This window comes from Arthrobacter sp. JUb115, assembly GCF_004365035.1.
Taxonomy (GTDB): Bacteria; Actinomycetota; Actinomycetes; order Actinomycetales; family Micrococcaceae; genus Glutamicibacter.
Genome location: NZ_SOBS01000010.1, coordinates 14,872 through 30,117 on the forward strand (window position 1 = coordinate 14,872; position 15,246 = coordinate 30,117).

Genomic DNA, 15,246 nt, shown 5'->3' on the forward strand with positions numbered 1-15,246 from the left:
TTCGGTGGCGATTGCCACTGAACGCACCTCACTAGAGAAAAGCACTAAAGAGCGCTAGTTAGCTTCAATTTCATTCATGATTCGAGCAAGCACATCGTTGGAATCGTAGTTCTTCACAGTGAACTCGCGTGCAGATTCAACCTGCTCTGCCAGTTTCGCTTGATCCTGTACCTGACTGATCACGTATTGAGCTGCTGACGCAGTGTCTGCATGCAACCACTCATTCGGGTACAGCCATTCCGCTCCCGGCCAGGCCAGGCCTACCGGCAACGCACGAGATGCCGCTCCATCTGCAAGAGTGAAGTGGAAGGACTCGAAATCACTGGTGGATACGGCAACACCGATCTCCTGGTACCACTGGGCCATATTATCGCCTTGAGGATCGAAGACCACAGCACCGCGGAGTAGATCAGATTCTTCAATACGAGCATACTGCGCCTCGTAGAAGGCCATTTCTTCCTCGCGTGCAGCCATCCAGGGGTAATCTTCTGGTCGTTTGCCCTTGACGCGCAACGTAAAGCGGCTATCGATTGCACGCAACTTTTCCAGTAGATCAAGCACGAGGTCGAATCGCTTCATCTGCGGAACCATGCCGACGAAGCCCAATACAAATTGAGAATCATCGGACTTGGGAAGATCCAGCTTCCTGGTATCCACAGAGTTAGGAATGACCATCGTTTTTTCCTCAGGAATTCCGAACTTTTGAATCGCCATTCCTCGGATCAACTCGCTGACAAAGATCACCTTGTCAACCTTCTTGAAGTTCACCGATCGAGGGTAATCCGTGAATAGTTCCTGCGAGTGGAATCTGGTAACCAGTTTCTGCCCGGGCTTCAAATGCGTTGAATACCACGCCAAATTGCCAAGTGACCATTCGCAGAACACCGTGTCAGCATCTTCTAGAAGATCCTGGCTCTCTTCAACATTGTGCTGAGCGTGGCCGTCCCACTTATCGATCTTCAGGTTGTGCCCGTGTTCGGATATCCCGGCCATGATTGACCCGGCAAACTTCAGGTCATGTCCCGCGACTAGGATGTTCTGCGAGTCCTTGGACGCAGGATTGTCAATGAGCGTGCCGTCCGCTTCTTCGACGTCAAGTGGGCGTCGAAGGCATATGGTCTCTACGGCAGAATCTGCGATGTTGCTACTGCGCGTCAAGGTGGGCAGCTGCGCATCCACGTGCTCGCGCATCCAGAGCGGCAGGCCCTGCGTACCCACGTACTTGTCAGAGACCTGTACCGTTGCAGCTTGGCCATAGAACATGGCAGTTAGCATGTCTTCAAGAACCTGATGATCTTGGAGAATTTCTTCAGCGTTGGAGGCAATCACCTCTGCTTCACGAACTGCGTCATTGCTCATTACTGCAATTCCTGCAGTTCGCAGAATGTTTACTGCAGTATCATCGTCGTTGAACCCGGCAACGTATACCTGCATAGGTCGCACGCTAGCTGCTACAAGATCCCAAGCAATTTCTTCGGTTAACGTCTTCAGTTCAATGCCAAGTGATGGCAAAGTCGGGATATCAACTGCGAGACCAGCCATGCGAAGCGCCATGGCCAAACGATGGTGCGCCAGATGTTTGCGGAAGGTCACACGCAATGGCTCCCAAGCATCGGCCACGCGATCAGCTTCGGAGTTCATCCACAGTGTTGAAATCAGTTCCGATTCCCGGCGCGAACCGACCACAGGAACCGACCCATCAAACATCCAAGTAACGCCGAAGCTCTTGCCGCTAATTACCGGAGTACCACATGCCGCAAGCTCGAAAACTCGACGGGAGAACATAGTTGGCGAGGCATTCACCGAGTTAACGTTCACGTGCACCGGATGAGACTTGTAAGCCTCTACCATTTCTTCGTAAGTCAGACCACCCTGGACATAGTCCTGCAATGCTGGTGGGAACTTGTATGGCGATTCAGGATTATCGGCTTGGCGATCATAGATGGTCAGCCCCTGGGGACGTGCTCCCTCGAGGATTGCGCGCAGTTCCTTCGAACGCTCCGCATAACGATCACCATAATAGGAGCCACCGTACGCCACAGTATGCGAGTAGGTGCGGGAAGATCCCATTGGATTGTGGATTTCCGCTTGCGCCCAGAAGGAAAGGCTGCCCAACGCCTTGAGATTTCCACCACGGTGATCCCAGTAGTCCCGCAAGCAGTTGGCGTCAGTAGTCAAAACAACGTCGAAGTACTTTGCGGTACGGCGGAATCGATTGAAGTGAACCGGGTCTTCCTTGTTCCAGAAGATTGTTGGGATGTTCTTGCTGCGGCAGTAGCCAATTAGCGCTACTAGATCCGCACATTGCTCATCATCGTAGTAACCGACCTTGCGGGTCCAAGTTCCATCATTGCCTGCCCACGCCGATTCTACGAAGAGCACATCGACCGGATTCGATGTCAAGGCTTCTCGCCAGTTCTCAGGAGTTGGCGACACGACATTAACTTCGCGGCTGATGGTTGAGGTCGTAAATTCGTCAGCGATAAGAGCCATACGAATCTCATTAAGCTTCTTGCCCGTTGGCCTACGGCTCTGGACACTGGCAGCTTGGGCAACGAAAGTTTTTGCCACAATTGGCCATGTACGGTTCTCTACCGTCCACTTACGGGCACGACGCCCCATATCCTGCGCGGTCCTCGGATCATTAGCCAGGAGGGCGATCGATTCAGCCAAGGACTGCACATGATCCGCTTCGAAGAGCAAGCCTCGAGCACTATCGGTACCAAGCAACGTAGCAATTGGCGAAACGTTGGAACCGATCACCGGACGGCCTGCAGCCATTGCTTCAATAGGCTTCAATGGTGAAACTAGTTCTGTAACAATATTCGATTTTCGCGGGCAGACCACGGCGTCAAAAATTGCCAGGTAATCGTTGATTTGTTCATTCGGTACGCGCCCGGTGAAACGAATTCGCTCTTCCAAGCCCAATTCGGTCACTTGCCGCTTGAGCGCGGGTAAGACCAAGCCGTCGCCAACGATTAGTGCGCCAACGTGCGACAGAGATTCTGGTAGCTCGGCTACCGCGTTGATTAGTAGATCCAGCCCCTCGTAGTCCACAAGGCTGCCAGCATATCCAAGAAGGAACTCGCCCTTCTTTTTCTTGTCAACGACCTTCGATCGCTCAGCTGGGAGAGGGACGTACTGGAAAATGTTCGCAGCATTCGGCAAGATTTCAATCTTGTCCCTTTCCGCGCCGCGCTTCACCAGTTCCTCACGGACTTCCTCCGTGATTGCGAAAGCGCGATCCGCTTCGTTCGCCACCAGAGTCTCAATGCGGCGTGCTAGTTCGAATCGTTCCGATTTATGCCAGGTTTCGTTACCAGCGGCTGCGGTAATTTCCCAAAGCCCACGTACTTCGTAGATGAACGGGATTCCAAGACGACGAGCTGCGATCAATGCTGGCAACGCCGTAATGTGATTGGACGCAGAAACGATTACTGAAGGTCGATTCATCATCGCTTCGCGAACATAGATATCCGCCGCGATCTGCACAAACTTATCCAGTGGATCGCTACGTAGTGACACACCTGGGTTAAAGTACGTATCGACGCCCTGGTAATCGCGAATCAGGCGCTTTTCTTTCGGCATCTTCTTGTTGACTTTGGAGTCCCAAGGGTAGCCAGGTCGCGCCGCAATGAAGAGATCCATGCCGGCTTCGGTGACGGCAGTGGTGAGACCAGTCGTACGCGTCGAATAACCGTTGCTGTTGTATTCGCCAGTGCTGTGCGCGCAATACATCACTTTATCCGGCTGCGGCATATAAGCAGGCGTAGAGGTCTTCGGCGGAACTACCGGCAAGGAATCGAATAGTCGGGCTTGTCCCAGAATCTGATCGTGCAAGGCTCCGAACCTTGAAGGCGATTCCTCCTTCGCAGCAAGAGCAACTAACCCTTGCGAAGGTTCAACAATCTCGCCCTGGTCGCGGTAACGGGCTATATATGCATCCGCTTCACGCTTAATAGCATCGATGAAGCTTTCTTCGATGCCGGTTCCGGCAGGACTGCCTGGCCGACTTACATTGTCGAAGTTGGAAATGCTTGGTGATGCCGCCAGGACTGGAACATTCTTTTGAACCTGGCGAGGAGCAACGGGCTTACGCGCAAAGGGGCTCTTCAAACCGCGTGCGGCTCTAACGACCGGATGGTTCTTTAGATTCTCATACGCCGTTTTGAATTTCTCGGCCCGGTCATGCTCATTCGCGAGTTGCGTCTTGAGAATCGATGCCTCACGGCTGAATTTCTGTCGTGCGTCCTTAGCGGCAGCAAGTTCTCGTTCGAGCCTTGCGATTAGACCATCTGACTTCACCTTGCGCGATCGCAGAGACTCGTTCTCCCGCGATAATTTCGATGATTGCGCACGGTACTTAGCCAAATCATCCAGTACCCTGGTCTCAAAGTCACCTTCAAGATTCAGATATTCCTGTCTAATGCTAAAAAGTTCGGCACGCGAACTCATTGCTTGAGCGGTCTTGCGATTCGATCGTTTCAACGAGGAAACTCCCTCAACTTTGTATTCTTATCCGCAAGTAATTCTAGCGGTTCGATTGGAAGAGCTGAATTTTGACATCACCAAGGAAGGATGTTTCCGCGAATATCCGCTCAACTCAACACGTTGTCGAAGAATCGACGTTCGATCGGTTTTGCACCGAGTCTTATTGGGAACTTCGATACGTATTAGAGTCCTGGGCTACATAATTTGTGCAAAGTAGACTTCGAAGGTACTTCTGACCTTCCAGTTGGACGTGTAATCTCATCACTTGCTGGACAAACGAACTCATGGCTTTATGCACAAGTACCATCCTCATCCGGCCTGAGTTGCTGGATGAGGGCAGCCAGTCTCAGGCTTACGTACACGCCTCAGACATCCGCCCTTCTCTCAGCTCGTACTCTGTCTGGTAAATCTCGGCCTTTCATTCCTAATGTTTAGTCCGACTCAGCATTACGATTCCACGGAGGGTCAGCTGAAAGTTTCGTTGACACTCCGACTGCAATATCCTCCTAGCCCAGCGCCTTTATGAACGTTCTGAAACTCACCAACGCACGGCCTAAGCTAAGCGTGGGTGGGTTTCCTCACTCCAGGGCACCACGAAGAACGCCACCCACTGACGCAGGTGTCGGCCACCACCCATCGAAAATGCATTGCTGTTGAATTAATCGAGGACCAGGAACCAGTGGTTCAGGCCGCCAAGTGCCCGTGACGCCACTGGCCAGCCAGCAGAGCGTGTTGCCGGGTGGTGGGATTTGAAGCGCTGGCGGTACCAGGTGTGGTCGCTGGCCTGGAAACTGGTCACCGGCTTAGGCAACCAAATATTCGCCCCACTACCGGCCAGCCAACACGCTGATATCTTGTAACTCAAGGGATAAAAGACGTCTTACCGCATGTCACTCCCCCGGTGAAAATCCGCGAAAACTCAACGGTTCAAGATTCTCGCAACTATGTGTTGCAATTGTTGTCAGAGAAACCCGGTAACACTGTTCGTTGTGAGGCAGTGCTAAAACAACAGGTATCTAAAGAGCAGATCTCAGAAAAAGTTTGCCAGCCCAGTGGCTGGCAAACTTTTGTTCAGTTTCTTGTGCAGGAAATCCTGGCATTCCGGTTCGATTGGATTTTACTTCGACACTGATTTACTAGTTACCTCAGTGGCCCAGCTAGCTTTGGGGATCGCCACGCGATAAGTCTTTCTCTTGGATTCCTTCAGCTTGAAGGTCGCTTTACCGCTCTTCAACTTCGTTGTCTTGACAGTCTTCCATTTCTTGCCGGACTTGACTTGAAGTTTGGCTGTGGGATTGTACTGTGCATAGCGGTACTTTTCTGGCGAGTAGACGCTAGCCGTAGTGGTTAGCGTGACATTCTTACCGGCCCGTTTGGCTGTAAGAGTGCTTTTAGTCTTGCCGCGCAGGTAAATGGTCTTACCCGTCGTATCCCAGTAGTTACTGAAACCGTAGGACTGGTAGCCATCCCGATCTACATATTCGTAGTCCACAGAAATATCGGTTGGCCCGATTTTGTAAGCACCCAGACCCTCAAATGATGGACATATCTGTACATAGTCGACGGTGGTATCCGCGAACCATGCAGAATCGACCTCTCCGCCATTCCTGCTTACTGACGAAGTCAACCAATATCCGACATTCGTGATGCCGGTGTAGTTCTTTTTCAGCTTGGCGGAGATTTTCACTCGGCGGCAGTTGCTGTTGGAGATTACTTGATCCGAGGCGGTGAAACCGGTGATGTCAATCGGTTTCTTAGCGGCCTGGGCCGGAGCGCCGGCGAGGAGCAGACTGCCGGCTAAAGCGACGGCTATGAGGGCGCCGGTATATTTTGTGCGGGAGAGTATCCCCATGAGATGTCCTTAGACGTGATGAGTGGCTACCCCATTGATTGCCACTACTTGATTATAAGGATTTGGGTGGGGCCCTGGAAAGTAGTCCAGTGACTATGCGAGTACTCGTGTCCGACTATGAACACAGGGGATCCACGGAAAATGGCACGTCGACACACCAGATCAGATCATCGCTAAAGTCCGGCAAGGACAAAAGATGCTCAACGAAGGCCACGCGATGATCGAGGTCATCAAGGAACTTCAAAATCACCGAGGCTACTTGGTACCGCTGGATCAGCCAATACGGATCAGAGAAAAACGCTGAAGCCAGCAAACGCACCAAAGAGCTGGAGAAGGAAAACGCGCGCTTGAAGAAGCTGCTCGCTGATCAGATGCTCGCCAACGACATCCTCACCGAGGTAGCTAGGGGAAAATTCTAAGCCCTGAACCACGTCGCCGTGCTGTACGGATGGCAATGGATAAATTCGCCGGCGTCCGAACGCTTAGCATGCCAAGTCTTAGGCCAGAACCGCTCTGCATTGCGCAAGAAGAAATCACCGACGAGCTTTGACGAAGCGCAGCTTCGATCAGATCTGCGGGCTGTTGCGTCTGAATGTCCAACGTGGGGTTGGCGCTAGGTCTTTGGATGGGTTGACGCCGTCCCGGTTTTAGGATGAATGGGTTAGAGAGAATCAGTTAGCTATCGCCTAGTTGCTGGTCTGCTCAAAGGGACCCAACCAGAAAGTCCTGAGAAAAGGTACGGTCTTACTGTCCCACAATCTCAATGACCTGTCACGATGTTGCATGACGCGCGTTCGTAGGAGTGTGAGTGCATGACCAAACGTCAGAGATTCGCCCCAGAATTCCGTGCAGAAGCAGTCGAACGAGTGATCCCATCACAGAAGAGCCTCGTCGACGTCGCAGCATCCCTGGGCATCAACGAAGGAAGCTTAGTCACCTAGGGTCCGCGCTTCCCAGGTAGATGAATATTCGGTGGTTTGAGAGCAGCCCAATATCGTGATTCAGAGCCAGTCGTTATTGCGGTTCAGAGCCACACAATAATCTCGTCCGAGCCACCTGCCAGATCATCAGTCCGCAGGCAGCCCTGAACGAGGATTTCATCGATTCAACGCCCCGGGGTTAATTCTCCGACCGGGAGTACACCTCACACATGTGGAACGCTCCGGACTCAACCCAAATCGTATTGTGCACGATACGATCCATGATCCCGTCGGCCAACGCACCAGCCTCCAGCCGAGCATATCAATCCGATTGCTTGTACTGCGTACATAAAATGGTGAATGCAACGTCATACCGCTGTCCCATGTGCTCGAAGGTAAATCTCAGGAACCCGCCGGCCGTTGGATCCAAAAGCAGTCATCCAGCATCAAGACGCAACCACCGGCGCGCGGACAGAATATCGGATGGCTCTGACGGAGAATAACGCTGTTTCGCGGGGGTGGCTCTGAACCGCACTATTGGTGGCTCTAAAGAGTTCAATATTCAGTTTGTGATTGAAGCGATGGAAATGGCTGTATCGTGGGGCTTCATCCGTCCTGGCAGCGTGTTCCACTCATACCAAGGTACGCAGTACACGCCGGACGCATTCCAAGGTGGTGCGCTGGTGACGAAGTGCGGCAGTCCATGGGCCGCACCGGTGCGTGCTGGGATACTGCCGTGGCCGAGTCGACCTTTTCAACCATTAAGAATCAGATGATCCATCACAGGGCATTCACTACCCGTATGATGGCTGGGACCGCGGCGATGGAGTAGGTCATCAAGGATTGGTGCGCTCGGAAGCTTCCGCACGCGAGCAATGGGGGCTCAGTCCTCAGGTGATGTTGAATGCGTATGCGGCGAAGAATTCTTTGGCTCTTGCGGCATGAGTTTAGTGAGAGATAGTCATAGATTGCGTCTCAAAAACTTGACCCGCTTAGGCCACTCAGCATTCAGCATTCATAATCTAAGAATCGGTTGGCAGAAGTGACGCCCCGTCCAACATGCAGAGGTGAACACAAGAACCGTTTCAAGAACGGAACCAATACGGATAGACTCGTGGACGTGCGACAACAAACTATAGACCAAAAGATTCACAGCCTGACCAGGTATGGAAGCATTTCTCAATTCCTGGAATCAGAAGATGTACCGGCAGGAATTCTAAGCATTGAGGCTGGCGGCAAGCCTCTAGATGTCCTTAACAGCCCCAAAGATTCCAAGTCAATGATTGTTTTCTTCCATGGAGCGATTGACAATAAATATCAACTGCCTGTGCTGTCAGGCCAAGGCATTTCGTCGACAATCAACGCAAGCCGTGTCTTCATCTCCGATCCCGCGCTCTATATTTCTGAGAACCTGTTTCTGTCTTGGTACGCTGGTAGTTCGTATACTCCAAAACTGCAGAACGACCTTACCGCCATAATAAAGAAGCTTGCGGTCACAAACGGGGCCGACCGAATTATTTTCTTCGGTGGCTCTGGAGGCGGGTTCGCGTCACTGTACTACGCAAGTCAGTTCGAAAATGGCATTGCCGTATGCTTCAACCCTCAAACGAATATTGCAAAATACAATTCTCGTGCAATTCATGATTTCACCCATTACGCATACGGAATTCCCAACACGGAATACAATCCACTCGCGTTGCTCCCCAGTAATGTAGTAACTGATTTGTGTGAGCTCTACAGAGCCGAAGTCCAAAACCCAGTATTGTACATTCAGAATCTTAACGATAGAACGCATATCACGCGCCATTTGCAGCCCTTTTTCGGCGCAATCCATCCGAGAAATGAACTATTCCTATTGGCTGAAAAGTGGGGAGAGGGTCACACTCCCCCTCCGAAGGAAGTCATGAGCGCAGTACTCGCGCAACTGGCTGACAAGTCCAACGACGTCGGCAGTGTTGCTGCGCAGGGGTTCCAGAAAGTTGGCATCATAAAGGCTCGTGAAATAGCGAGCAATGGGCTTCCTAGTTAATATCTGCCTAAGAAGAATAATTAACTTCGCAACTAGGCAATGGTGATAGCAATAATGGATTGCTATCGCCATTGCCGTAGAGTTGGGAATCTACTTTAGAATAGCCGAAACCGTTGACAGGAATTTACTGTCAACTAGGCTTTGCCGCGCCCTTGATCGCATAAATTCCCGACCCTCCACTTGCGTCCTTGCATACCGATCTGGATCAGTCAAAATTCTAGTGACTTCGTTCCCGATTAGTTTTGCGGAGACGGGGTACCCTCCAAAATTCGACCACCAACCCTTCTGAAGGTTCACCCCCGTCTGCAGCCCTGCCAGTCCTTGACTCCCGACTGCGACGGTTGGGGTTCCAACAGCTAAACTTTGCGCAGCTGCCCTTCCTGGTGCAATCGACAGTGCCGCCTGACGAAGCAACGGACCAATACGCTCGCTTACTCTCCAGCCAAGAAAATCGACGTCAACCCCTGAAGATGCGAATTGATCCCGGAATTTTGCGCTGGCAGCACCTTCGCCGACGACTGTGACTTTCGTTTGAAGGGCAGGCATGTTAACGCCTACTTCGTTAACAACGTCTAAAACTGTCTCAATGATGGGGCCTTTATCCCCATCTAACCGTGAGGCGACTACTATCTCTACTTCTCCAGCCTGTAGTTTTTCTTGAAGTGGAACTAGTCTGGAATCAAACTTATCGTCTGAAATACCGTTACTGATCACGGAAACATTCCACGGCGGCAATCCCGGCACTTTGGACAGCAATTGATCCCTGTGTGCCTCCGACACGCAAACGATGTGATCAACTTGGTCCCCCCAGGAATTTGCATAATCCAAATAATTCCCATGCATCGTCACAAAAATCGGGATTTCGCTAGCTTTAGCAACTCTTATTCCAAGTTCACGGCTAAGAAACGGGTGCGCGTGAACTATTGAGTAGGGACCTGAATTCATAACTCTGACAAAAGATTCTTCAGGATAATCCCAATCAATTCCTACTACACGACAACCAATCAAACGCAAACGCTTCGCAAGGCGTGATTCAGAACAGGCGACGGTCACCCGAAACCCGGCGCGCAGCAGGGAAATCGACTCATCAAGAACATTCTCGTGAAGGCCACCCCATGCCGCCTTGGCGAACACCGTGACCAAAATACTTCTAGCAGTCATCTAACAGCCGGCCCCACACGATATTTGAGGATTCGTGTGCCCCAAGAACTGCCATGCCCCTCTTGGTCCAAAATGGAACTATCTCAGAAGAGTTCTCAATGGTGGTACTCGAAGTGCCACGGAGATCGCGGCTCAGGACATCAATAATGAATTCCAAACCGCTCGGGAGGGTCGACACAATTGACCGCCAAATATTGTTGCTTTCTTGCGCAAGATCGCAGGCCAGTCCGGTGTATTCCTCAATAAAATGGAGAGCTTTCTCCCGAACTGATGCAGTTCCTGATGGACCGTTGAAGCATTTTTCCCAGAACATCGAATAACCAGCTGGGTCATCCGAGTACGAAGCAACCTCAGCAAATACTTCATCAGGGACCAAGGGCAAGGTCGCCGGATTCATCGAGCCAGCCAATCCATTACGAAATCTAACTCTCATATTACACATACTTAAGAGCGAGCGTTCAAATGAGTCTAAAAAGCTTTCCGTTGCCGGCAAGCCATTAACTACCGTTCCTTTAGAGTTTTGAACGGTCCAGATTTGCGACACCGGGTAGTTGAGCACTCCTGTCGGCTGGGAGCTCCCGATAGATGCACATAGCGATCTCAAAAGCCTCTGAATCAAGCGAATATTAGTTGAACCTCGTAACTGAGAATCATCATTAGGAGACGATTCCCTAGGGTCCAGTTTATATTCCTTTATAGGTAAAAGTGGATACACAAATGTTGTATTACTGGATAAAACATCCACGCGCTTTGCAATGGTAGGTTCAGTCGCCAGCAGAAACTCGATAAGACGTTTGAATGTAATAGAAAAAGGTAGCGATGCTTCAAGCCTGATAGATCTAGAATCGTCGCGAAGCCAACGGCTCAGATTGTCAAAGATGAAAACTAGAAATATGAACTCGTGATGGATTCTTTGCCCGACTGTTGGGAAGGAGGTTTCCCAAACTTGTTGGCCCTCTACGCTGCTCGTTTCGTAGCCTACATATGCACAGTCTTCCACGTAACGAAGATCTTGTATGCGAACAACTATCTCAGACATTGGTCGATAACCACTTTCGAGCTAGCGAATCCGGCACTGCCAACATACTTTCTGCCGAATCAGCTGCAAGCGTACGGAACGACGACCCTTTGTCGTCCGTGTCGCACAACGCGCCAAACTCCCGAGAGTTAAGAGGAACCAGAACCTGGTCAAGTTTCAACAATGACGACACAGCAAGGGCAAATTCCTGCTCTTCGACCGAATCACACATGACCCATATATTCTTAATTCTTGCTCTATTAGCATCAGTTGCAAAAAACACAGATTCGGACAATTTCCCCGAAAAATAGAATGACGCGGCTGCGTTCTCTATGAATTCAGCTGATTCAATAAGTTCGGATTCCGTTTGAAGATAACGTCCATATCCGACAGTTGGGCGGAAAGAGTCGAGACCAATCAGGAGGGAACGGTGGGCGACTTGCCACTGGCCTGCCGATATTCTTCGGGAGTCAACCTTGAGAGCTTGGAGATTCTCCCTTAAAATTTGGATTTCATTGGCTAGGCTGAAAAATCCATTTCCGCTTTGATGTACGAACGCAGCCTGGAGCTCATGGCCGCGGTCGAATTGATCAACAATTCTATTTGATAGCGCACTGATTTGATCATTGGTTGCCGCTTTTTGAATCCCTGCGTCTAATGTGGTTGTCTGCTCATAAATTCTCCGGGTGCGATAGTCAATGGTCGAAATTTGGTTAGAAATACTTTTTGACTCCTCACCAATCTTAGAAATTCTAGTCGTAATCGCACCAGTACGATTCGTAATTAAACTCACTTGGTCCAGCTTTTCACTGGCCTTATCGAGTTTTTCGTGGATCGAAGTGAGCGAGTTTCCGATGCTGGTAATTTGATCAGATTCACGTTTTCGTGAGGTATGGATACGATTTAGGATTCGTATAATGCTCTGCAATATTCTCACCACGCCGGAAACTGCGATGAATAAACCAAAACCAGCGATGAGTGCGCTTAGAACGGAACGCTCCAGAGGAAGGGACAGGAACACTAAAGTTGTTCCGAGCAAGACCAATCCGACAGAAAAATGCTTTTTCAACTTAGTCAATTTATGCTCCTACGAACTCGCTCGGATCGCCATAACTAACAACTGGTCCCGAGGCGAAAAGCTCACGGTCCTCCACTGTCCAAGTGTGATGGGCCTTATTGGCGCTTCGCCGAACCCAAAAATTAAATCTATCCGCTGCATACACGGATCCTCCAGTTGCTGCTACTTCCCGGATAAAGGTGCTGTCCTCGGATCGATGCAAGTCTTGGAATGGAACTGCTAAGAACAAGTCTCTATCTGCCGTCAATGTGGCACCTCGTACAAAGTTGGTGAAACGATTTTCGCTGGCCGCGTAGCTCAGAATCGTCGCATTCTTTGATTCAAAATGAATGTACGAACTAGCCTTTCCTACGATGTCAGCACCGCTATACATCTTGGCATTGACCAAGTCTTCCAGATAATGTGCGCCGTAGAAATCATCGTCATCCATTTTTGAGACGATGTCACCACTCGATGCAGCTACTAGTCGGTTAAGGTTGCTTCCCAAAGTAGATTCCTTTGGAGCAAGAAGTATATTAATATTCTGAATTCCTCTGTCCCTGGCTTTGGCTTTTAGCTCCGCGATATCCAGTTCGAATCCATGCAACAGAAGATTGAGTTCCAGATCTACGTTTTCCTGACGAGCAACGGAATCTAAAACGTGTTCTACGTAATTTGGCCTAATAGTCGGTGCGATGACGGAAACTGTCTTCCGCGTAGGCTGCGTTTTCATGCCAGACCATTTCAGAATCTCGTGTACTCGGTGTGCAAATGTATGCTCATTCCATATGATTCGCTGTCCCTTGTGCACGAGCTTGTCACGGTATCCGCCTGGCTGAAGAAGCGCTCGGATTTCCGAGTATGCCTCCGCTTCGTTGGTCGGCATAGGTACGAGTCCATCCGGGAAAAATGATTCAATCGCTGGCGACGGAGCTGAAACAACAGAGCCCCCCGAGGCAATGATCTCGAAGATTCGTCGCGCACACATGGTGGATGACGTTGTAACTGAGTTTACATTCAAAAATACGCTGTACGCGTGGTACGCGGTAAGCATAGAATCGTACGGCAGTGAACCGACAACGTTTCTGTCAAACGGCTCCGGGAACTGGTACTTATCGTCTCCTCCCAATTGTCGAGAGAAAATATCGAAATCGAACTTTGCTGCTGCAGGAAGCAAGTATTCCATTTGTTCGCGACGTTCAGGATATTTGTGCGCGAAGTACATTCCACCGAATGCAACCTGTTTGTTGCGGAAAACTTTCCCAGGACGGATTGGATTGTGAATTTTCGGTTGCGCTGCGAAAGGCAACACACCGACATTATCGTGTCCTAATTGCTTCTTATAATTCGTCACACACGACTCATCGGTCGTCAATACTACGTCAAAGAGCGCTGCCGTCCGGATAAAATCAGCGAAGTGTGGTGGATCTTCCTTGTTCCAGAAAACCGTTGGAAGGCCCTGACTCTTAGCATACTCAACTAATTCAATTACCTCAGGCCTTGGAGCCGACGCTCCAGTCAGACAGTAACGCCATTCATTGCTATTTCCAGCCCATGCAGATTCAACGAAGAGGAGCTCACATGTGTCAAGCTGCGATTTCCAAGTTTCTTTGCTTAGTGGAACATTGATCCATTCATATGAGAATGCAGATTCTGAAAATGTATCAAGAATTGTGCCGACACGTATTTTGTTTGTTGGCTGATCGTAGTTCGGATACTCAAATTTTGGAAAATCTATCTTGTTGGGCCTGCTAGCCTTGCTACTAGACATGCCTTTCTTAGCGACGCTTGGTTCAGGCTTGCAAGCTTCATTCTCTTCTTGATTCGTATGAGCTGACGCCCAGTCGGCCAAGCCTGTAGCTCTAAGAGAAACTCCCTGCCTCCTTAGAACCGAAAACAAGTCGTCCATTTGAAGCGCAGTTGCCTTTAGATAGGACAACTTGTCTATCATTTTCGCAACTGATAGATGAGATAGTCCGGCATCACTCTGCTGAGCTCTGCTGAATTCATCGTGAATGTCGTTTAGAGTTGACTGATAGTTCAGCAATTCTTTTCCGGTGCCCAAAAAATCATCCCTACGATATATGTGATTTCGAATCTTTTTGATCGGCGGATGCATCCGCCCGAAATAGTTAGAACTTACCTTGGAGAGTCTATCTGGATTAAGGCCGTTATATGCGTCAAAACGCAGCTACCGTTGTAACGCAACTATCAATATATTGATTCTCGGTTCCTCGTTGGCAAAGGTGAAACCAAGTACTTATAACAGATTATAGGCGCCTATTTAGGTGTGATCTAGCGCGAGTTCCTCTACGACGCTTAGGTTACCATGTCGGATCTACTTGCCTAGTTACGGCCGAACTCGGGGCGCTTCCCCCTTTCTCAGACGCAAAAATGAGTACCCTCAATATGCAGTATTTCTCATATTTTTCAGTCGCACCACATGCGAATTTATCCTAAGTACGTTTAGCATCAGTCACTACCAGTTTTCGGCACGGGTATACGCTCAGTCATCATTCCCAGAAATCAATCCGATCGAGGTTCTGCTTGTCAGACACAAATGTGAGTGTAGTCTGTTCGAAAAACTATTATCCGTTTCTTGGTATTTGAATTTCGAATTCAAGAGCGAAGCGAAAACTCACATTAGTAAGTACGAACTCGTTGCTATTGCTAATTGCAGCTTTGGAATTAGCTGAGTTTGGTCGACCAACTAATAAT

Annotated in this window: 8 protein-coding genes and 3 pseudogenes; 4 read left to right on the forward strand and 7 right to left on the reverse strand. The window is 49.9% G+C overall.

Translation table 11 applies throughout. The features are described from left to right. Positions 1 to 54 precede the first annotated feature (54 nt). The 3 genes from EDF61_RS15300 to EDF61_RS15305 form a co-directional block, all read right to left on the reverse strand. Positions 55 to 4,488 (reverse strand): glycosyltransferase, encoded by a 4,434-nt coding sequence (locus EDF61_RS15300; RefSeq protein ID WP_133834667.1) that lies wholly within the window; start codon positions 4,486 to 4,488, stop codon positions 55 to 57. Between the two features lie 661 nt (positions 4,489 to 5,149). Next, positions 5,150 to 5,290 (reverse strand): hypothetical protein, encoded by a 141-nt coding sequence (locus EDF61_RS18845; protein ID WP_166650840.1) that lies wholly within the window; start codon positions 5,288 to 5,290, stop codon positions 5,150 to 5,152. A gap of 318 nt (positions 5,291 to 5,608) precedes the next feature. After that, positions 5,609 to 6,343 carry a hypothetical protein gene (locus tag EDF61_RS15305; protein WP_133834668.1) on the reverse strand — a complete coding sequence of 245 codons (735 nt, stop codon included), beginning with the start codon at positions 6,341 to 6,343 and terminating at the stop codon, positions 5,609 to 5,611. A 141-nt stretch (positions 6,344 to 6,484) separates the two neighbouring features. On the opposite strand from EDF61_RS15305, the pseudogene EDF61_RS15310 reads away from it, so the two are divergent. From EDF61_RS15310 to EDF61_RS15320, 4 genes and pseudogenes are all read left to right on the forward strand, one after another. Further along, positions 6,485 to 6,957, forward strand: a pseudogene (locus EDF61_RS15310) (transposase); the annotation flags it as partial. A gap of 198 nt (positions 6,958 to 7,155) precedes the next feature. Then, positions 7,156 to 7,275, forward strand: a pseudogene (locus EDF61_RS15315) (transposase); the annotation flags it as partial. 551 nt (positions 7,276 to 7,826) lie between these two features. Next, positions 7,827 to 8,208, forward strand: a pseudogene (locus EDF61_RS19130) (IS3 family transposase); the annotation flags it as partial. Positions 8,209 to 8,383: 175 nt separating this feature from the next. Continuing rightward, positions 8,384 to 9,292, forward strand: a complete 909-nt coding sequence (locus tag EDF61_RS15320) for a hypothetical protein (RefSeq protein ID WP_133834669.1) — start codon at positions 8,384 to 8,386, stop codon at positions 9,290 to 9,292. Between the two features lie 90 nt (positions 9,293 to 9,382). Here EDF61_RS15320 and EDF61_RS15325 read toward each other — a convergent pair whose 3' ends face one another. The 4 genes from EDF61_RS15325 to EDF61_RS15340 are packed head-to-tail and all read right to left on the reverse strand — an operon-like array spanning position 9,383 to position 14,593. Beyond that, positions 9,383 to 10,453 carry a glycosyltransferase family 4 protein gene (locus EDF61_RS15325; protein ID WP_133834670.1) on the reverse strand — a complete coding sequence of 357 codons (1,071 nt, stop codon included), beginning with the start codon at positions 10,451 to 10,453 and terminating at the stop codon, positions 9,383 to 9,385. Next, complete coding sequence (locus EDF61_RS15330) at positions 10,443 to 11,492, reverse strand: hypothetical protein (RefSeq protein ID WP_133834671.1); 1,050 nt, start codon at positions 11,490 to 11,492, stop codon at positions 10,443 to 10,445. Before EDF61_RS15330 ends, EDF61_RS15325 begins: the two co-directional genes overlap by 11 nt. Beyond that, entirely contained in the window at positions 11,485 to 12,549 is a 1,065-nt protein-coding gene (locus tag EDF61_RS15335) for a hypothetical protein (protein ID WP_133834672.1), read from the reverse strand. Before EDF61_RS15335 ends, EDF61_RS15330 begins: the two co-directional genes overlap by 8 nt. Position 12,550: 1 nt before the next feature. Then, positions 12,551 to 14,593, reverse strand: a complete 2,043-nt coding sequence (locus EDF61_RS15340; RefSeq protein WP_286172286.1) for a glycosyltransferase family protein — start codon at positions 14,591 to 14,593, stop codon at positions 12,551 to 12,553. Between the last annotated feature and the right edge of the window lie 653 nt (positions 14,594 to 15,246).

What these genes read in the sequence shown, in the direction of transcription:
- EDF61_RS15305 (WP_133834668.1), bottom strand. Translation starts at nt 6,343, where the DNA reads ATGGGGATACTCTCCCGCACAAAATATACCGGCGCCCTCATAGCCGTC.
- EDF61_RS15325 (WP_133834670.1), bottom strand. Translation starts at nt 10,453, where the DNA reads ATGACTGCTAGAAGTATTTTGGTCACGGTGTTCGCCAAGGCGGCATGG.
- EDF61_RS15330 (WP_133834671.1), bottom strand. Translation starts at nt 11,492, where the DNA reads ATGTCTGAGATAGTTGTTCGCATACAAGATCTTCGTTACGTGGAAGAC.